Source organism: Deinococcus sonorensis KR-87 (genome assembly GCF_040256395.1).
Classification (GTDB): domain Bacteria; phylum Deinococcota; class Deinococci; order Deinococcales; family Deinococcaceae; genus Deinococcus; species Deinococcus sonorensis.
Genome location: NZ_CP158300.1, coordinates 124,861 through 143,699, shown reverse-complemented (window position 1 = coordinate 143,699; position 18,839 = coordinate 124,861). Strand labels below are relative to the sequence as shown.

At 66.3% G+C, this 18,839-nt stretch carries 18 protein-coding genes; 10 read left to right on the top strand and 8 right to left on the bottom strand.

The window, feature by feature from the left end; all coding sequences use genetic code 11:
- Positions 1-25: 25 nt before the first annotated feature.
- Genes ABOD76_RS20800 through ABOD76_RS20785 form a run of 4 tightly spaced genes read left to right on the top strand, consistent with a single transcriptional unit; the run spans position 26 to position 3,697 of the window.
- Positions 26-304 carry a cupin domain-containing protein gene (locus tag ABOD76_RS20800; RefSeq protein WP_350245626.1) on the top strand — a complete coding sequence of 93 codons (279 nt, stop codon included), beginning with the start codon at positions 26-28 and terminating at the stop codon, positions 302-304.
- On the top strand, positions 301-1,254 hold the full coding sequence (locus ABOD76_RS20795; protein ID WP_350245625.1) for an ABC transporter permease: 954 nt from the start codon (positions 301-303) through the stop codon (positions 1,252-1,254). Before ABOD76_RS20800 ends, ABOD76_RS20795 begins: the two co-directional genes overlap by 4 nt.
- Positions 1,251-2,120: an ABC transporter permease gene (locus tag ABOD76_RS20790; protein WP_350245624.1), complete on the top strand. Its 870-nt coding sequence runs from the start codon at positions 1,251-1,253 to the stop codon at positions 2,118-2,120. Before ABOD76_RS20795 ends, ABOD76_RS20790 begins: the two co-directional genes overlap by 4 nt.
- 41 nt (positions 2,121-2,161) lie before the next feature.
- Complete coding sequence (locus ABOD76_RS20785) at positions 2,162-3,697, top strand: ABC transporter substrate-binding protein (protein ID WP_350245623.1); 1,536 nt, start codon at positions 2,162-2,164, stop codon at positions 3,695-3,697.
- Between the two features lie 107 nt (positions 3,698-3,804).
- Here the strand turns inward: ABOD76_RS20785 and ABOD76_RS20780 are convergent, their stop codons facing one another.
- The 3 genes from ABOD76_RS20780 to ABOD76_RS20770 form a co-directional block, all read right to left on the bottom strand.
- Entirely contained in the window at positions 3,805-4,902 is a 1,098-nt protein-coding gene (locus tag ABOD76_RS20780; RefSeq protein ID WP_350245622.1) for a tyrosine-type recombinase/integrase, read from the bottom strand.
- A 62-nt stretch (positions 4,903-4,964) separates the two neighbouring features.
- Positions 4,965-5,093, bottom strand: a complete 129-nt coding sequence (locus ABOD76_RS20775; protein WP_350245621.1) for a hypothetical protein — start codon at positions 5,091-5,093, stop codon at positions 4,965-4,967.
- Positions 5,094-5,155: 62 nt separating this feature from the next.
- On the bottom strand, positions 5,156-5,365 hold the full coding sequence (locus ABOD76_RS20770) for a helix-turn-helix domain-containing protein (protein WP_350245620.1): 210 nt from the start codon (positions 5,363-5,365) through the stop codon (positions 5,156-5,158).
- Positions 5,366-6,103: 738 nt separating this feature from the next.
- Between ABOD76_RS20770 and ABOD76_RS20765 the strand changes: the two genes are divergently transcribed.
- From ABOD76_RS20765 to ABOD76_RS20755, 3 genes are all read left to right on the top strand, one after another.
- A complete protein-coding gene (locus tag ABOD76_RS20765; protein ID WP_350245619.1) occupies positions 6,104-9,601 on the top strand; it encodes a class I SAM-dependent DNA methyltransferase in 3,498 nt (1,165 codons plus the stop codon).
- Positions 9,602-9,704: 103 nt separating this feature from the next.
- Positions 9,705-10,319 carry a hypothetical protein gene (locus ABOD76_RS20760; protein ID WP_350245618.1) on the top strand — a complete coding sequence of 205 codons (615 nt, stop codon included), beginning with the start codon at positions 9,705-9,707 and terminating at the stop codon, positions 10,317-10,319.
- Positions 10,303-10,986, top strand: coding sequence for a hypothetical protein (locus tag ABOD76_RS20755; protein WP_350245617.1), 684 nt, complete (start codon positions 10,303-10,305; stop codon positions 10,984-10,986). The genes ABOD76_RS20760 and ABOD76_RS20755 overlap by 17 nt, the downstream gene beginning before the upstream one ends.
- Before the next feature lie 3 nt (positions 10,987-10,989).
- On the opposite strand, the gene ABOD76_RS20750 is transcribed toward ABOD76_RS20755, so the two are convergent.
- Both ABOD76_RS20750 and ABOD76_RS20745 read right to left on the bottom strand, forming a co-directional pair.
- Positions 10,990-11,664 (bottom strand): hypothetical protein, encoded by a 675-nt coding sequence (locus ABOD76_RS20750; protein ID WP_350245616.1) that lies wholly within the window; start codon positions 11,662-11,664, stop codon positions 10,990-10,992.
- Complete coding sequence (locus ABOD76_RS20745; RefSeq protein WP_350245615.1) at positions 11,661-12,965, bottom strand: hypothetical protein; 1,305 nt, start codon at positions 12,963-12,965, stop codon at positions 11,661-11,663. Before ABOD76_RS20745 ends, ABOD76_RS20750 begins: the two co-directional genes overlap by 4 nt.
- 60 nt (positions 12,966-13,025) lie before the next feature.
- Here ABOD76_RS20745 and ABOD76_RS20740 point away from each other — a divergent pair, with 60 nt between their 5' ends.
- The gene (locus ABOD76_RS20740; RefSeq protein WP_350245614.1) at positions 13,026-13,451 is read left to right on the top strand and encodes a hypothetical protein; all 426 of its coding nucleotides are present in this window, start codon (positions 13,026-13,028) and stop codon (positions 13,449-13,451) included.
- Here the strand turns inward: ABOD76_RS20740 and ABOD76_RS20735 are convergent.
- From ABOD76_RS20735 to ABOD76_RS20725, 3 genes are all read right to left on the bottom strand, one after another.
- Positions 13,373-14,251 (bottom strand): phage NrS-1 polymerase family protein, encoded by an 879-nt coding sequence (locus tag ABOD76_RS20735; RefSeq protein WP_350245613.1) that lies wholly within the window; start codon positions 14,249-14,251, stop codon positions 13,373-13,375. The genes ABOD76_RS20740 and ABOD76_RS20735 overlap by 79 nt on opposite strands.
- Complete coding sequence (locus ABOD76_RS20730) at positions 14,248-15,342, bottom strand: zinc ribbon domain-containing protein (protein ID WP_350245612.1); 1,095 nt, start codon at positions 15,340-15,342, stop codon at positions 14,248-14,250. The genes ABOD76_RS20735 and ABOD76_RS20730 overlap by 4 nt, the downstream gene beginning before the upstream one ends.
- A 369-nt stretch (positions 15,343-15,711) precedes the next feature.
- Positions 15,712-16,704 (bottom strand): hypothetical protein, encoded by a 993-nt coding sequence (locus ABOD76_RS20725; protein WP_350245611.1) that lies wholly within the window; start codon positions 16,702-16,704, stop codon positions 15,712-15,714.
- Between the two features lie 554 nt (positions 16,705-17,258).
- On the opposite strand from ABOD76_RS20725, the gene ABOD76_RS20720 reads away from it, so the two are divergent.
- Both ABOD76_RS20720 and ABOD76_RS20715 read left to right on the top strand, forming a co-directional pair.
- Positions 17,259-17,669, top strand: coding sequence for a hypothetical protein (locus ABOD76_RS20720; protein WP_350245610.1), 411 nt, complete (start codon positions 17,259-17,261; stop codon positions 17,667-17,669).
- Between the two features lie 241 nt (positions 17,670-17,910).
- A complete protein-coding gene (locus tag ABOD76_RS20715) occupies positions 17,911-18,258 on the top strand; it encodes a hypothetical protein (protein WP_350245609.1) in 348 nt (115 codons plus the stop codon).
- Positions 18,259-18,839 lie beyond the last annotated feature (581 nt).

The window sequence follows — 18,839 nt, the reverse complement described above, 5'->3', positions numbered from 1 at the left end:
CCACTTCTGCTGTTCTGGAGGGCCCATGGAACTGCTCAACGTTCATGACGACCAGCGCCGCTTTCAGCACCTGCCGGCCACCTTCGGGCGGCTGAGCTTTCCCGCCGGCACCGAGCTGCCGGAAACCGAGCACGAGCAGGACGAGGTGTCGTTCATCCACACCGGCCGGATGCGCGCGGTCAGCGGCGGGCGGGAGTACGAGCTCGCGGCCGGCGACGTGACCTTCATCCCGGCCGGCGAGCGGCACCGCGCGGTGGTGCTGGAGGAGGTGACGCTCAGCTACCTGCTGCTGGAGCGCCGATGAGCGCCGGCTGGCTGGCCCGCAGGCTGCTGCTGGCGCTGTTTGCAGCCTTCGGCGTCAGCGTGCTGGTCTTTGCGCTGATCCGGCTGGTGCCGGGCGACGTGGTCACCAACCTGATCGGGCTGGAAGGCAACGTCAGCCCCGAGCAGCAGGCCGAGATGCGGCGGCTGTTCGGGCTGGACCAGCCGATTCCGGTGCAGTTCGGGACGTGGCTTGGTGCGCTGCTGCACGGTGACCTGGGCGTCAGCCTGCGCACCGCGCGCCCGGTCTTCACTGACCTGATGCTGCGCTTTCCGGTCACTTTGGAACTGACGGTGCTGGCGCTGCTGATGGCCCTACTGATCGGGGTGCCGCTGGGCGTCACGGCTGCCCTGAACCGGGGCAAGGCCGCCGACGTGCTGTCGAGCAGCTTCGTGCTGATCGGGCTGGCCGCGCCAGAGTTCTGGCTGGCGCTGCTGCTGATTCTGCTGCTCAGCCTGACGTGGCGGGTGTTTCCGCCGAACGGCTTTGTGCCGCTGCCCGAGTCGCTGGGCCAGAACCTGCGCTCCTTGTTCCTGCCGTCGCTGGCGCTGAGCCTGGGGCTGGCCGCCGCCGTGACCCGCATCGTGCGCGCCAGTCTGCTGGAGGTGCTGGGTCAGGATTATGTCCGCACTGCCCGTGCCAAAGGGCTGCGCGAGCGGGTGGTGGTGTACCGCCACGCCATGCGCAACGCCCTGATCCCGGTGGTGACGGTGGTGGGCCTGCAGGTAGGCAGCCTGCTGGGCGGCGCGGTGATCATCGAGCAGATCTTCGGGCTGCCGGGCGTGGGCCGCTACGCGCTGGAAGGGATCAACCTGCGCGACTACCCGGTGGTCCAGGGGGCGGTGCTGTTCATCGCCGTGAGCTTTGTGCTGGTGAACGTGCTGGTGGACGTGCTGTACCTGCTGATTGACCGCCGGGTGGTGTTCTCGTGACGGTGCTGGCCCGGCCGGCCCGGGTGCAGTCCCCGGCCCGCCGCGCCGCCCGGCTGTTCTTCCGCTCGCCCGGGGGCGTGATCGGGCTGCTGCTCACGGTGCTGGTGGTGGCCGCGTCGCTGCTGGCCCCGCATCTGGCGCCCTACGACCCGGTGGGGTACATGCCGGTCGACCGGATGCAGGGGCCGAGCCTGCGCCACCTGCTCGGCACCGACCTGTACGGCCGCGACCTGCTGTCGCGCGTGATCTACGGCAGCCGCATCAGCCTGTCGGTCAGCGCTATCAGCGTGGCGCTGGCGCTGGCGGTGGGCGGCAGTCTGGGGGCGCTGGCCGGGTACTACCTCGGCTGGGTCGACACCGTCATCATGCGCGTCACCGACATCTTCCTGGCGTTCCCAGCGGTGCTGCTGGCCATCGCCCTGCTGGCGTTCCTGGGCGGCGGCTTCTGGAACCTGACGCTGGCCATCGCGGTGGCCTACGCTGCCCCCTTCACCCGGGTGGTGCGGGCGGCGGTGCTGCGCACCCGCGACGCGATGTACGTGGAGGCCAGCACCGCGCTGGGCGCCACCGACCGGCGGCTGCTGTGGCGGCACGTGCTGCCCAACGCGGCCGGACCGGTGCTGGTCGAGATCACGCTGCGGCTGGCCTACGCGATCCTGGCGGAGGCGGCGCTCAGCTTTCTGGGCCTCGGCACCCAGCCGCCCGCCCCCGCCTGGGGCCAGATGATCGCCGACGGCCGCCCGTTTCTGGAAACCAATCCCTGGATGTCCATCAGCCCCGGCCTGGCCATCATGCTGACCGTGCTGGGCTTCAACCTGCTGGGCGACGCGCTGCGCGACGCCCTGGACCCGCGCCTGAACCGTTAATCCGCATCTGCGCCCGCGTCTGGGCGCGCTGGAGGGAACCCATGAAGCAGTCCCGTACCCTGAGCACCGCCGTCCTCGTAAGCCTCGCCCTGGGCCTGACCGTGCCGGTCACCGCCTACGCCCAGACCAGCGGCGGCATCCTGCGCGCCGGGATGCAGGCCGACCCGGTGGGCCTGGACCCGCACGTCACCGAGGCCACCTCCACCCGCAACCAGCTGGAGAACGTCTACGACACGCTGGTGGCGTTCGACAGCAGCGGCAAAATCGTGCCGTCGCTGGCCACCCGCTGGACCGCCAGCAAGGACGGCCTGACCTGGACCTTCACGCTGCGCAGCGGCGTGAAGTTTCACAACGGCCGTGCGCTGGAGGCCAGCGACGTGGTGTACTCGATCAACCGCATCAAGGACCCGGCCACCAAGTCACCCCGCAGCGGCGACTTCGAGCTGGTCAAGAGCGTGACCGCCCCCACCAAGCAGACGGTGGTCATCACGCTCAGCAAGCCGTACTCGCCGCTCCTGAGCAAGCTGGCCTTCAGCCTGAACGTGATCGTGCCGAAGGAAGCGGCCACCACCCTCAACACCAAACCGGTGGGTACCGGTCCCTTCATGTTCAGCGAGTACCTGCCGCAGACGCGCATGGTGCTCAAGCGCAACCCGAACTTCTGGGGCCGCGACGCCAAGGGCAACAAGCTCCCGTACCTGGACGGCATCACCTACAGCTACCTGCCGGACGCCACCGCCCGCGTCACGGCGCTGCGGACCGGCACGGTGGACTGGATCGAGTACGTGCCGTCCACCGACATCAAGACGCTGCAGGGCAACGCGCAGGTGCGGGTGCTGGGCGGCCCCAGCGCCAACTACCGCGCGCTGTTCTTCAACGTGAACCAGAAGCCGCTGACCGACGCCCGGGTGCGCCGTGCCATCGCGTACGCCGTCAACAACCAGGAGATCGTGGACGTGGCGCTGCTGGGAGCGGGCGGCCTGCCCGCGCGCGGCACCACCCTCCCCAACGGCAGCTACTACGCCGCGCCCGACCCCAGCTACGGCAAGCCGGACCTCGCCAAGGCCAAGGCGCTGCTCACCGCGGCCGGCTACCCCAACGGCTTCACGCTGGAGCTGAAGGTGACCAGCACCTACGACTTCCTGCGGGCGCCCGCCGAGATCATCCAGGCGCAGCTGGCCCCGCTGGGCATCAAGGTCAACATCACGGCGCTGGAGTGGAGCGTGTACCTGCCGGACATCCTGAAGAAGAACTACATGGCGACCATCCTGGGCGAGAGCGGGCAGGGCGACCCGGACGACTACCTGTACACCCCTTTCGCCTCCGACAGCGGCGGCAACCTGACCAACTTCAAGGACGCCACCCTCGACAAGCTGCTGGACCAGGGCCGGCAGACCAGCGACCCGGCAGCCCGCAAAACCATCTACGCTCAGGTGCAGAAGCGGCTGGTGGACCAGAGCCCGATGGTCTTCCTGTACTCCAGCACCCAGTACGAGGCGGCCGGCACGCGCGTGCAGGGTTACCAGCACTACCCGAACACCAGCTACCTGGGCCTGCGGACCACCTGGCTGAAGTAGTCCGCCCAGCCGATAGGACAAGCAGAAAGCGCCCTGTGAGAGGGCGCTTTCTGCTGTCTATCATCCGTTTGAAACGGAGGTTGTGCCACTGTGTGTACCAATGAGGTTTATTTTGGATCCTGATCGAGTTGATGGCCGAGGTAGCCACCGAGGTCGAACCCTCCGGCCCGAATCTGATCCTGCATCACCGTGATGTACGCCTTTGCCGTGACCGTGCCGTCCCGATGTCCGGCCCTGGCTGCCACCACCGCGATCGGGACACCGGCCGCGATCTGACCGGAGATGTTGGTGTGCCGCCCGCTGTGCGTCGACAGGCGCTTGATGCCGGCCTCCCGGGCCAGGAGGCCGAACACCCGGTTTGGCACCCGCGGGTCGACCCAGTGGCCGGTCTCGGTAGTGATCACTAGGCCGCTGTCCGTCCACAACACCCCACAGGCGGCCTTCCACTCCGCCTGCCGCTCCTGCTGGCGGATCAGGGCCGCCCGAAGAAAGCTGTCCATCCCCAGGGTCCGGCGGGACGACTTCGTCTTCAGCGGCGCCAGCTCGGCTTGACCAGCCGACATGCGGAGCTGCTGCTCGATCCGCACGGTGCCGGACTTCCAGTTGATATCGCTCCACCGCAGGCCGAGCGCCTCCCCGCGCCGGAGACCCAAGGCGAACAGGATGGTCACCATCACCTCCAACCAGTGGCCGTCAGCCGCCGCAAACAGCCGACGCACCTCCTCCGGCGTCAGTGCCCTCTTTTTGTCGACGCGCATGAGATCGATCGCCGTCTGTTTAACCTTCACCAGGTCGCCAGGGGTGCTGAGGATCAACCCGTCTTCCACCGCCAGGCGGAGCGCCGCCCGGACCAGGCCCATGATCTTGCTGCGGGTCGATACGGCCAGGCCACGCGAGACCAGGCGGGCGTCCAACTGACGCAGGACCTGCACCGTCACCGCCTGGAGCCTGACCCGGCGGATCGGTTCGTCGACGTAGATGCTGAGGTAGTCGCGTACCACCCCCGCGGTGCTGGTAGCCACGGTCGGTGCGTGCTGGTCCCGCCAGTGGTCGATCCACTCCCCGAACGTGATGACGGTCGGGGGGCTGAGCGTCCCACGCTCCCGGGCCGCCCGGGCCTGCAGGAGGCCTGCCTCGGCCTCCTGCTTCGTGGTAACGACCGGACCCACGATTCGGCGGCGGTGGCCACTGTCGACGATGGTCATGCGATACCGGAACCGGCCGTCCGGCAGCCTGGCAATGCCGCCTTCACCATTCGCGCGCCGCGTCACTGCGCCGCCAGCGGGCTGAGAGTGCCGCGCTCCCGGGCCTGCAGGAGGCCCGCCTCAGCCTCCTGCGCGGTGTTGACCACCGGGCGGACGATCCGGTACCGGCGGCCACCGTCGGTGATGGTCACGCGGTACCTGTACCGGCCGTCGGGCAGCGCGTAGACGCTGCCTGACCCATCCATGCTCCGGGTCACTGCCCGACCTCGACCAGCTGGCCATCGACCTGTGCCAACCAGCGTTCCAGCACGGGGCGGCTGATGCGGATGCTGCGGCCGATGCGGACACTCGGGATGCTCCGGGTACGGATCAGGCCGTACACGGTGTTCCTGCCCAGCTGCAGTCGACGGGCCACCTGCGGGACCGTCAAGAAGTCGGGGTGAATCTGTTGCTGCTCTGACATGGTGTTGCTCCTGTGCGCCTAAGGCGCTGAATCGATCGGTGTGTTATCCATGCCTGCAACCTATCCCGCTGTCAACAGGTAGGTGGTGACGCAGCGCCATGCATCCAGATTCAAGGTATTGACGAGCATGAAAAAGCCCCCTCGAAAGGGGGATGTCTTATCGTGCTTGGCGTGCCGCAAGGATCAGCGGCGCAGTGCGTACGCCCTGGTGCAGATGGCCGTGGTGCCGGCCGGACCAGGCATGACCTGCGTGAGGTAGCTGATGCCGGGTTCGGCGGTCAGCTTAACCTTCAGTTCAGCGACGGCAGGATTTTGTTTCTGGCGCCACGTCCAACCAGTAAGCAACAGAGCGCCCGGGCAAGTGCCCGGGCGCATCTCCAGCGAGGAACCGCCTACTTCTTCGCTGCTTTCTTCGCAGGCGCCTTCTTAGCCGGTCCGGTCTGTGCCAACGCACTGGCGGCAGCAGTCTTGGATTTCGGGCCCGTGCGACCATCACGGAGCACAGCGGATGCGGCGGTGGCAGCTTTCGGACTCGTCTTCTTGTCAGCCATCTCGACCTCCTGAATTTTCGTACACCCTGATCCTACCGCGGCATCCAGCAGACCTGACCATGTTCACAGGTCGCCCTCCGGGAGCTGACTTGGCCCTGTCGAACCTGATGGAGAAAGACTGATGCACCTGCACAGGGCGGTAACTGCACAGATCGCGCTTCCCTCGCTGCGCTAGCCTAGACCCACCTTGTCCACCGACCCTCACACTTTCATTCAACGCTGGAAAGCTTCCGGTGGCAGCGAGCGGGCCAACTACGCGTCGTTCCTGATCGAACTATGCGAGCTGCTCGGCGTGCCCCGGCCTGACCCCTCCACCTCGTCTGGCAAAGGTACTTACGTCTTCGAGCGCGAGGTGCAGGAGGTCTTTACGGACGGCAGCCACACCAGCCGCTTCCTGGACCTGTACCGTCAGGGCAGCTTCGTGCTGGAAACCAAGCAGGGCGTCGAGGCCGAGGAGGCCAGCGTGAACGCAGCGCGCACCAGCACCGGCAAGGCCCCACGCAAGAAGCGCGGCCATGGGGTGCGCGGGACGAAGACCTGGGACACCAGCATGGTGCGGGCCAAGGAGCAGGCCGAAGCCTATGTTCGCTTTCTGCCCGTAGATGAAGGTCGCCCGCCGTTCATCCTGGTCGTGGATGTCGGACACGTGATCGAGGTCTACAGTGAGTTCTCGCGCTCCGGAGGCACCTACTTGCCGTTCCCCACCGCCCGGAACCACCGCATTCCGCTGGCCGATCTCGAGAAAGCGGAGGTGCGGGAGCGGCTGCGGACCATCTGGCTCGACCCGCAAAGCCTCGACCCGTCGCGCCACGCCGCCCGCGTCACCCGGAAGGTAACCACCTGGCTGGCTGAAATCGGCAAAAGCCTGGAAGCTTCACGCACCGCCGACGGGCAGCCGAGCTTCACTGCCGAGCAGGTCAGCACCTTTTTAATGCGGATGATCTTCACCATGTTCGCCGAAGACATGGACCTGATTCCCAGGGGAGAGTTCACCAAGGCGCTGAAGAGCGTGAAGAATACACCGGAGAACTTCGTGCCGCTGATGAAGGAACTCTGGGAGGCCATGGCCAGCGGTGGCCTCAGTGCCTTTCTGCGGTCGAAGATCCTGAAATTTAACGGCGGTCTGTTCGAGAACCCTGAGGTGCTGCCCGTGACTGCCGAGCAGCTGGACCTCCTGATCCACGCAGCTGAATCGGACTGGAGCGAGGTCGAGCCCAGCATCTTCGGCACGCTGGTCGAGCGCGCCTTGGACGTCCGTGAACGGCACCGCCTCGGGGCGCACTACACCCCACGCGCTTACGTCGAGCGGCTGGTGAACCGGGTAGTGATGGAGCCGCTGCGTGAGGACTGGCGCGGTGTTCTCGTCGAGGTGCAACGCGACCTGGAATCGGCGGGCGAGAGCGTTGAAGCCGATCAGAATGCGAGGCTCAAGGCCGTCGGCAAGGTCGAAGCGTTTCTAGCCGGGTTGCGGCAGGTCAGGGTGCTGGATCCAGCCTGTGGAACAGGTAACTTTCTGTACGTCAGCATGGAACTGATCAAACGCCTGGAGTCTGAAGCGCAGGAGGTCCTGCTGAGCCTGGGTGGTCAGCCTCAGCTGATCGACGTCAGCCCCGAGAACTTCCTGGGCCTGGAGATCAACGACCGCGCTGCCAGCGTCGCGAGCCTGGTGCTGTGGATCGGCTACCTGCAGATCTACGCCCGCACCCACCAGAAGCCCGCGCCGCCTGAACCGATTCTCAAAGCGCTGAAGAACATCCGCCAAACCGACGCGGTGTTGAGCTACCGTCAGACTCGGATCCGCAAGGACGACCGGGGAAAGAAGCTCACCCACTGGGACGGGGTCACCCGGACCATCGACCCTGCCAGTGGCCATAGCGTGCCGGACCTGAACGCCCTGGTGCCCGACATGGAATACCTGCAACCATCCCGGGCCCTGTGGCCGGAGGCGTCTTTCATCGTCGGCAACCCGCCCTTTATCGGGGCCGGGCCAATGCGCGAAACCCTAGGCAGTGGCTACGTCGAGGCCCTCCGCGCCACCTACAAGCAGAGCAAAAGAGTACCCGGCGTGCCGGACAGCAGCGACTTCGTGATGTACTGGTGGCATAAGGCCGCTGCCGCCCTGGATCTCGGCCGTAGCCAGAAGGCAGGCCTGAGGCGGTTCGGCTTCGTGACCACCAACAGCATCAAGCAGACCTTCAACCGTCGCGTGGTCGAGGAGCGGCTGACCGGCATGGGGCTGAGCTTGGTGTACGCCGTGCCGGATCACCCGTGGGTAGACGAGTCCGACGGGGCCGCCGTGCGCATTGCCATGACAGTAGTGGAACGCGGTCAGCGGGACGGGCTGATCGAGAGGGTGATCGAAGAAAGGGTCAGTGAGAACGGCGAGTACACCGTGGTCGTCGTTGAGGAGACCGGGCGTATCAATCCCGACCTTACGGTGGGAACGGACCTGACTGCTGCTGTCGAACTTCGGGCCAACGAAAACCTCAGTAACCGCGGCGTGCAACTGTTCGGGAGTGGCTTCATCATCACCCCGGGACAGGCGACGCAACTTGGGCTGGGCCGAATTCCGGGGCTGGAGCGGCACATACGCCACTACCGCAACGGCCGCGACCTGACTTCACAGTGTCGGAACGTCATGGTCATTGATCTGTTCGGGCTCACCGAAGCTGAAGTGCGGGAACGCTTCCCAGAAGTCTTTCAGCACCTGTTGCTGGCCGTGAAACCTGAGCGAGATCAGAATAAAAGGGCGAGTCGAAAGGCGAACTGGTGGCTGTTCGGTGAGACAAATCCGAAGCTGAGAAATCAGCTGTTCGGTTTGCCGCGTTACATCGCCACCGTGGAGACCAGCAAACATCGGTTCTTCCAGTTCTTGGACGCCAGCGTGCTGCCTGACAACATGCTGGTGGTCGTTGCGGATGAGGACGCATACGTACTCGGAGTGCTGAGTAGCCGGACTCATGTCGTCTGGGCGATGGCCCAAGGCAGTCGACTCGGTGTAGGAAACGACCCTCGCTACAACAAGACCCGTTGCTTTGAGACCTTTCCTTTCCCGGCGGCAACATCCAGCCAGAAAGCGGCCATCCGTGAGAAGGCACAGGCCCTTGACGATCACCGCAAAGCCCGACTGGCCCTGCACCCTGACTTGGGGATGACGGACCTGTACAACGTCTTGGAACGACTTCGGGCGGGTGAGCCTCTCAGCAAGAAAGAGCAGGACGTCCATGATCGGGGGCTGGTCACTCTATTGAAGAGGCTTCACGACGAACTGGACGAACTGGTAGCAGCCGCCTACGGCTGGACCGGGACGCTCTCCACGCAGCAGCTGCTCAGCAATCTAATGGCGTTGAACGAGCAGCGGGCTGCCGGAGAGCGCAAGGACATCGTGCAGTGGCTGCGCCCGGCGTACCAGAACCCCGGGAGCGTAGTGCAGGAGGGGCTGGGCCTGGAAGTGGCGGTGCTGCCGGTGGCGGCTGAGCAGATCCCGGCCTTCCCGCTGCGGCTGGCCGAACAGTCGCGGGTGGTGCGCCAGCTGCTGCGGAGCGCCGCGCGGCCCCTCACAGTGCAGCAGGTCGCCCGGAGTTTCAAAGGCGTGGGCGAAGGCCGGGCCGAAGAACTGCTGGAAACCCTGGTATTTCTCGGGCAGGCCCGGGAAGTTCCGGCACATGGTGGGTACACCGCTTAACCCCGATCTCCCTGCCCGGCTGCCCTACAAGCCCCCTCCTCGTGTTGCTTTTCTTGCGAGCTTGACCGCTCGGGGCGTAAACAGTGCCTTCGTAGACTCAGGCATGCCAACCTCCGACGAAGAATATGGCGTGCTCCGGCTGCACTGTGAGTACTTCGCTCTCCCCGATCAGGTGCTCACGGACTACGAACGCCTCATTGCCAGGGACCTGCTCGCTCAGAACGAACTGACCATCACGCACACGCTGATTGGACCGTGTTACACCCTCCATCCCTGCGCAGTCTCCGGGACCTGGAGTGTTCATGGTCCCGGGACGGTAACAGACGCGGCCAGCTCGGCCACCCTCAGGTTGTGGCTCGAGGCGCAGGGCGGCGCAATCGGCCGCTACCAGGTCAAAGGGCAGTCCGAGCTGGCCAGCCCGGGTGAACGGTGGGGAGTGCCGACAGCCATGACGATGCAGGTGCCCGGCACACTGCTCGGCTTGACTCAGGCGCGGGTGCCAGCCCTGGTGGTCTCGACGATCTCTGGAGGCGGGATCTCCCGCGGCCGCGCCCGAGACCTGCTCCAGACACACCGGCTGCTGAAGGACGGAGCCTACCACCTCATCGTCGGCACGCTCGATCCCAGGTGCCTCAAACGGCTCGAGAAGCACCAGGGGCCGAAAGGGCAGCGCGCCCTCGTGCTGCGGCTGCCCTTTCAGGATGACCATGCCCGCTGATCCGCGCCTCAGCCTGGATGAAACCGCGCTGCTGGACGTGGCGCAAGACCGGAAGCTGCTGCCGTTGACTGGCCTGACCGCTCCAGACCCGGTGCTTCGCCGCCGGCTGGTCCGCGCCGGCATGCTCCGCCAGGTCGACACGGCGGTCGGTCGGGCGGTCGGGATCAACGCCGCCGCTCCCCACGGCGTCTGGGATGCCTGCGAGGCGACCACGCCGCGTGAACTCGGTCAGGTGCTCGCGGTGGCCATGCTGCGCGCCCAGCTGGAGGCAGTGGACTTCACCTTTCACCGCTGGCGCCTGGACAGCCAGCGTCTCCCCGACGCGGTGTACATGCGCCCCCCCGGGCTCCTTGCGGCGCCTCTCTCTGCCCGGGTGTTACGTGACCGTCCCGATGCCGGAGCGTGCCTGTGCCTCGCCGCGGTCCCGGATCCCGACGAAGGTGATGTCCGCCGAACACTCAGGGACCACATCGCCCTGCACCTGCCATACGTCGGACCGCTCATCGTCGGGGCTCAGGATCCGGAGGCGTACCGGACGCTCAGCCAGGAGCTCAACGCCGACCACTGGATCCAGCACCGCCCGGGTCACCTGCTGGACGGGTGGCCGCTGCCGCTGCCGCCCCTGCTGACCGTACAGCTTCAGGTTCCGAAGAAAGCGAAGCGCTGAACGCTACAGCAGAGCGCACACCACCCACACCTCCAGGGTCTGGCCCGACCCCGACCAGCGGAATGCCGACACCCCCAGCGGCAGCGGCCGACCGGGAGGTGCCACACTGAACCCAGCCCGGTAAAGCCAGCGACCGACCCGGGCCTGCCGATGACGGTTGGTCACGATCCACACCACCCCCCGGTACCCGAGGGGCGCCGCCGACCCCGAACGGCCGGGCACCCGGAACCCTCGGGGACCGAAGTCCCCGAACTTGGTCGCCACCCTGTCCCATCCATAGGTGGTGTCGACCTCCAGCGCCCAGTCCAGCCCCGCCCCGCTCGGCCCCCGAATCCAGACTGCGTCGGGGGTCGCCCCCGACCCGTGCGTGGTCACCTCACGCCAGTCACTCGGGGATACCCCGACGAGCCGTGCTCCCTCGGCCAGCAGGGCAAGGTGCTTCAACTTCGGCGTCGGCTGGCGGTACAGCGTCTCGTACTTCAGCGCGACGAAGGTCCGCTCCAGCAGCTTCGGAGACCGGTTCAGCGGCAGCGTCCGGAGCTCGAGCGTCAGATCCATCGCCGCCACCCCGCGCTGCAGGCCGAGCCGGGTCAGTTGCTCCAGCGTCATGATCCGCTCCCCGGCCAGCAGCCGATTGACCTCCTTTTTCTGCTGGCGGGTCGTCAGCGCCATCTTCATGGTTCCTCCGACCCGCTCGGCGAAGTTGACATCGGCAGTTTAGAACTCGGGAGGGAAGAATCGCCTCCAGGACCAGCTTCAGGTCGATTCCCCTGCTGGCCTGCCACCTGCACATGAGGCGTTTTTGCTGATCCTGGATTGACAACGGACGACTTGCCGAACGCCGTCAGGATAGTCTTGACGGACTTTGCGACGTCTCGCACGACCCACTCTTTGTTATCCAGGCCGAGTTCTGCCGCCAGTGCGGTCTTGCTGACGGTGACATTCGCGTCCTGGTTGGTCCCGGCGGTCACATAGGCCCACGTCAGCACGGCCTGCTCGGCGCTCAGCAGTCTGGCCCGAGTCGTCGGCGGCTGCCCGAGCTGCACGAGCTGGGCCAGATTGCTGAGCGCCTCGCGGCTCAGCCCCACCCGCTGGATGGCCTGATCGGAGAGTTCCCCGACGCCTGCGACGTCCAAGATCTTTTTTGGCTGATGGGACGCACGCACCGCTGCAGACTGAGAAGATTCGGGGACCGAATGGGAGGGTGCGTGCCCGGATTCGGGGACCGATGCCGGATGGTCGAGGGACGGCACGTCGAGCGGGGCAGCGTCCAGACGGGCCAATGGTTGCGAAGGTGTGTCGACCGAAGGCGCTGACAGATCCTGCGCCAGTCGTGCCGGCGCCGTGTCAGGCTCCCTGCGGGTTGCAGTCGCGGTACGGTCGTCGGCTTGCGGACCGACCGGCAGTGTGACCTCGACCGGCGTCGGTGACCGGCGCTCGCCCCCCTGCTGCAATGCGCTTCGATCTATGTCTATGAGGTTCCGAACGACCACTGGCCCACCCAACTCCGGTCGAGTCAGTGCTGCCGATGTGATCGGCGCCGAAACCCTGTGCCTCGTCACCTCTACCTTTTCCCCGTTGAGCTCGTCGAGCAGCCCGAACAGTCCGCCGAGCACTTTGCCCGCGAACAGGGTACAAACCGGTACGAAGCAGGACGCGGCGAGGACCACTGCCAGGGGCTGTGTCGGTGCGGCGAGCCGCATGGCGTAGCCGTTGCCGCCCCACACCAGCAGCAGGGCCGAGGTGCTGGCCCAGGCGGCCCAGGGACCGGCCCGGCGGCCCAGTGACGTGCTGATGATCGAAAACAAGAAGGCGACGGCCTCGAGCGCCACGGCCAGGCCGATGGAGACCCAGTACGGCAACTCGGCATTGAAGAGGGCGTAGAGCTGACTCAGGTGAGCTGTGCTGACCGCCAGCGCTCCGAGGTACGCCAGCAGCAGCAGCAGGATCATGACAGTGACGAACGGCTTGGTGAGCATAATTTATTCTCCCGACCCGTTGTTGACGGCCCGGTGCTGCTGCCCGCGGTACAGTGAAGTGTGTCAGTGTTTGCGTTCCTGCGGCTGCTGTTCGGTCTGCTCCTGCTGGCCGTGCTGGTCTGGAGCCTGATGCTGTGGCACAACGTGCTTTTCACCCTGGCCCTCGGCGGCCTGAGTGTGCTCGGCCACGAGGCAGGCACCCGACTGTCTGCGCGGGGCGAGCCGGTCCGCCAGATGGTCCGCCTTGTTCTGCTGATGTTGACGCTGGCTGCCGCCGTGTTGGTCGGGCTACGTCCGCTGCTTGAGCCGGCACTCCTCGCGCACTGCGGATTTGTCTGTGGCCTGATGATCGCACTGACGGTGTCGCGCCGCGGGCGCCGGTCGAGGTGGCCGCGGTTGCCGCCTCGTCACGCCGAGTCCGAGTTGCGGGGAGGGCTGCCGGTCCATCCACTTCTCAGCGTGAGCGCGATCGTGCGCTCTCGGTAACCGTCGTCCAGCCACTTCGCCCTGACGAGGGCTGACCGGCGAAACCACAGGTCGATCATGTCCAGGTCTGGTCCGACCAGCCGGCGGAGCATCTGACACAGGGCGAGGTCGGCTTCGCTGTGACTGTCATAGGCGGAGGTGTCACCGTCACGGAAGAGCTGGCGGAATCGCGGCTGACGCTCGATGGCCGACTGCAGGTGGCGGGCGACGGCGTCGTCTCCATCGATGGCCTGGACCGGAACTGAACGAGGGGGGAAAACTGGTCGCCGTTCCGCGAAGCGTTCCTGCAGGGCCGGTGGGAGCGGCTGGAGGTCGCACCCTGATCCCGGAAGCGGCATGCCGGTCACCGTGACGTACTGCCCGCAGGTCAACAGTTCAAGGCCGTCTGAACGTGTTGGTCGCAGGCCCTGCGGCGCGCAAAACCAGAGATGCAGGCCCTGCCCGCTGGGCGACAGCTCGGTCCAGCTTGCGGCGTCGTCCACCAGAGCGCGCATCTCGGGGCTAGGCCTGCCATTGATCAGCACGTCGTCGACGTCCAGCACGCACATCCCCGTGGGCAGACACACGCCGATCCCGCTGGCCCGACCGGTGGTGACTTCGTCCAGAGCGGCCTGGTGGGTCAACCATGCATCAGGGTCGGTCGGTCGGACCGGATACAGACTGCGGCCGAGCCGCCGGACCGGGATTTTCGCTACCTTCGAATTTGCCCTGCGCCTCGCCACCCAGGGGAGCCAGCAGGTCAGCTCCCGGATCTCGGCGGGCAGGGAGGCCCAGGGATCGCGGTCTGATCTGTCGATCATCCGCGGACTTCCGGCAACCCGCGCCGCAGGATGTTCAGCGCCGCGTTGGCGTGGATGTTCATGGAGTGCCCGCAGAGCTCGCACACGAAGATCTCGATTCGCTCTTCCTCTTCACTGGGGTGATTGCGGTGATTGCAACCGATGCGGCTGCAGTCGCGGGACGTGAAGGCAGGATCCGTTGGGACGAACTGGATGCCCCAGGCGTGCAGCCGCTGGGGAAGCCAGGCGGTCAGGAAGTCGCGGATGGCCTCCTCGCGCATCTGACGGACGATGTGCCGTTCGAAGCCGGCGTAGTTCAGCCGCTCGGCCACGACCGCCCGCGCCGTCTGCGCCACCGGGACCAGGAACCCTTCCTCGATCAACTCTCGGGCTGCCGAATAGCGGAGCAACCGAGCCGTCCGCTTGACCAGTACCGTGTCGACTCCGGCCGCTATCGCCGCGACCGAAAGCTGCCGCCAGATGGCCGGCGTGAACCGGACGATTCCGCCGGTGGCCCAGCTGCCGTCGCCTTCAAGCGCCACCGTCACCAGCGGGCGCAGCCCGACGTCGATGCCGAGGACCAAGCCATGACCGTCCAGATCCCGGGTCGGCGGCAGCTCAAAGCCGAGCTGAAGCATCCAGAAGGCGTGGCGGCGGATCAGCCGGGTCGCCTCCGGGACGAATCGGCCATCGTCCGACCATTGCTCACCGACGGTCAGGGGCTGCGGGCCGACGAGCGGCGCGCCCGCTACGGCGTCGATCACATTCGCGATCCAGCGGTCGGCCTGGAACACCTGCTGACTCACCAGCAGCGGTTGAATCAGGTGAGCGATCCGGTGCTGATGGAAGGTGTCGGAGGCCCGTACGATTGACGAGTATTCCCACTCGGGCATCCGGTAGATGGGCACCCCGATGCGCTCCCGGCCGACGTTGAGGTGGAAGTCGTCGGCGGCGCAGACGGTGGACAGAAGGGCGGGCGAGAGGGCGTAGACGCGGCCGTTGGTGCCGGGCAACTGCTCGTCCGTGGCGCGCAGCTGCCCGTCTTTGACCCACCGCTCAATGACGGGGTTGGCGGAGCGGTCGATGGGCAGGATGTAGGTCTGTGGCTGCATGGTTGAGCTCCTCGAAGCACCTGTGGGCTTTCTCTGGTGATTCAAACCCTGTTCTGTGTTCTTGCAGCTTGTCTGCAGCGTCCTGGACGTGGTTTACCCCTGGCGCGGTACGTCTGGAGAGTCACGATGCCAGGGTGGCTTCGGCGTGAGCACATCAGGGCAAGGCATCTTGCCCTGATGCGGCTCCGCCCGAACCGGACCAGACCGTACCGGTCCGGTCCGATCGGCAGCACCCACCCGTCCTACCCGCAGGGGTAGGACGGGTGGGTGCTGCCGAGTTTCGGGCGGAGCCACAGGAACTACATTGGGAACCTCCAGGCCAGGGTGAGCGGTGACGTTCGGACGTGCGGCGCGGCGACGGCCGCCGCTTCAGGGCGGCTCCCGTGCCCGACCCACCCGCCTTCGATGTGCTGGCGCACGCCTGCCACCCCTGGCAGATGGTCTGCTTGGCATGCGTATGAAAGCCTCATCGGCTCGGCGCTGGCTGCTTCCCAGGAGGGGCAGCGCCAGCGCGAGCAGGGTGATCACCAGCGGCTGGACGCGGCCTTCGGACCAATCGGCCACGGCGTCCAGGTAGGCGATAAAGTTCCTTGCGGGTATGGCTGGCGCACTGCCGCGCAATACCCGCCGCAAGGCGCGCAATTGGCGGGAAGTGAGCCGAGGCAACACCGGTAGGTCGATTTTGATGCGCGTCGACGGCAGGCGAAACAGACCTTCGTTCCGACGGGCATCGCAGGCTTCCTGCCGCCGCTTCATCGAGCGCCTCTGCCCGGCACGCCAGTCCTTCGCCTTGCGGCCTTGCCAGCAGATCGCGTCGGCATCGGCGACCTTCTGCTCGTACGTCCAGAGGTCGCCGATCTCCTTGCCGCCATCAAGAGGCCTGACCTCTCCGATCCACACGCGCCGCCCGGAACTCGCCGTGAAGATCGCGTCCTCGCCCAGGTGCTTGACGATGAGCCGACCCACCCACCCGGGTGCTTGCCCATGGTCGTGGAGCGTCCCGTGACCTCCCGCCTGCCGTTCCAGGTTGAGCAGCATCGGCACGCCTGGCTGCTTCCCCTCCTGCCGCAGAAATTCTGCGAAATCGTTGAGATCCGCCCGGGCCGCGCGGTTGTGATCGGGAAGCCACGGATTTCCGTCCTGCAGGTCCAGGTGTTCGAACAGGAGCGAGACCATGTCCAGCGTCCCGGTTTTCGGGTCGAAGCATGCCGACATCGCCCGGGCCAGGGTGGGAAAGCCATGCTTGGCCCGCATCAACCGGTTTCCGTGGCTGTCCCAGCAGGCGTCGGGGACGACCGTGTCGTCCGGAAGCAGCCAGGGCAGCCGTTTGTAACGCTGGGTTTTGCGGGTGATTGTTGGCAACAGCTTCCCCTCCGACCTCGTGATGGCAGGTCGGACTGATGGTCGGGACGGTGGACGTGGCGTACAGGCGGAAGCCTGCGGTTCGGTCGGGCAGCTTCAGCCGGGTTCCTCGCGCGCTGCGGCCAGCTTGTGATGCAGGCGCACTGGCCGCCGTTTACCGCGATGCCGCCACCCACCCGTCATGCAGCGCAGACCACCCCGACGTGGCGTCGGTTGGTACGGGGCTGGTGTGACGGGAAACGGCGGCATCACTTCGATGCTACGGACGCGGTGCTGTTGCCTCGATGGCCGTCTTGAGTGCCAGACGCTGCTGGCGCTGAGAAGCTCGAGCGCCGTGAAGCGCTGCCGTGGCTGGTGTTCGAGCCCCTGGACCTGCTGCCACTCGAGCTGCTTCAGGCTGAGACGGTGCTACCTGGAAGACTGGCGCGAAAGCGCCGCGCTGCGGAAACGCGGGCTGCGCGCCCTGATATGCCTGTTGAAGACGGGCGGCCCGGCGCCGCTCAGGCGGCTGGAGCACCTCGTACGTTCCCGCCACCCTCGGGGTGCATGAGCTCGTGCTCGCCGTGACGTACACCAGCGGCAACCAGGTCAAGGCCCCGCAGACGGTCACTGCCCCAGCGGTCCCGGCTGTTCCGGTCACCGAGGCCACACTCAACTACGCCTGCACCACCTTCTTCCTGCCCGCGCACGGCGAGGCCTGGATTACCGTGGACACGCTCGGCAGCACCCGCGGCAACCTGTTCGGGGTGTACGGCTACGAGGTCAATTCGTACCCGGCCTTGGTCGCCGCGTATGGCCCGGACTGCGCGCATCAGACGCCGATGGACGTGGTTGGCGGCATCGAATGGCTCAATGCCGGATCGAACCTGCCTTTCCCGAACGGGTACGTGATGCACGTGACGAGCACCTCCGACGTGCCGTTCGCCACATACATGGACGCGCAGCCGTTCGACAACGGCTACTGAAGTCCCGCAGGGCTTGAGGGAGCGCGCCGGTGCGGCGTGACCTTTCGTCTGCGCTGCCCCATCGGCGACGCTAACGAAAGGGCCGAACTGAATGAAGCTTGCCTTCATGAAACTCAGGCGGCACAGGCGTCGCCGGGTGTTTGCTGAACGTGCCTCTCCGGTTGCCGCGTGGGCGCGCTGATCGCCTGGATGTGGGGAACAGGCTCCTCGCGGCGCTTCTCTGCGGATTCAGGAGGACGATATGCTCATGCGCACCGCTCAGATGCTGCTGTTCGCCGCTCTGCTAGCCGTTCCGGCCAGCCTGACCAGCCCCGACGCGCTGGCGCAGCCGAGGGTGTCGGAATCGGATTATTGCAAGAGGCTGTTCTCCGAGATCGCGTTGGCGCGGAGCGACCTTAAGGACAGCCGAAAGGTGATTGCCGACAATCTGGCGCGTCTGAATCAACAGGCGATTCCCAACGCCCTGCAGGCGCAAGCGCTGGCGAAGTCGCCGCTGCTCGCGGCTCTGTACACCGGTGACGCTGAGCGTCTGAACGCGCTGGTGCAGCTGTACCTTGGAACCTGCGTGATCCCTGCCGCTCCGAAGTGAGGTGCCCGCCGTCCCCGCGGCCACGTGGATAGCGTTGAACAGAAGTGCCTGAATGTCTGCAGGTGCGACTGTAGCGCAAGCCGATCACCACGGACACGCTACGTAACGCCGCTCTCCCTCCGGCCCGGCTGTGGGTGTGGCGAGTACTCGACGCGGTGGGCGCGGACCTTTCTCTGGACGCGCGGATGCATCTGGTGTTGACGCGCCTGCCGGCGAAGTAAGACCGGCAGCGGCTGACGGAGCTGCAGTACATCTTCTGGTGCGTGCCACGGACCTGCCCGTTGGCGTTCTCCACCGCGCAGGTGCTCTGACCGGACATCGGCGCCGGGTACGCGGAACGGGTCGGGCGTCACGGCGTGACGGTCCAAGTCATCCCTGCCGGGTAGGGAAGACCGATCACGTCACCCTGGCCGGAAGAACCCGGGTCGCACGCCATTCAGGGCAAGGCGTCTTGCCCTCATGCGCTGCTGGTGACGCGCTGGATGCGCCCGGCGAGGCTGACGTCCCAGGTGGTCTTCATCTGCAGGTGAACTTCCAATCCGAGGGCCTTCAGAACGTTCCGAAGTGCCTCTATTGATTTC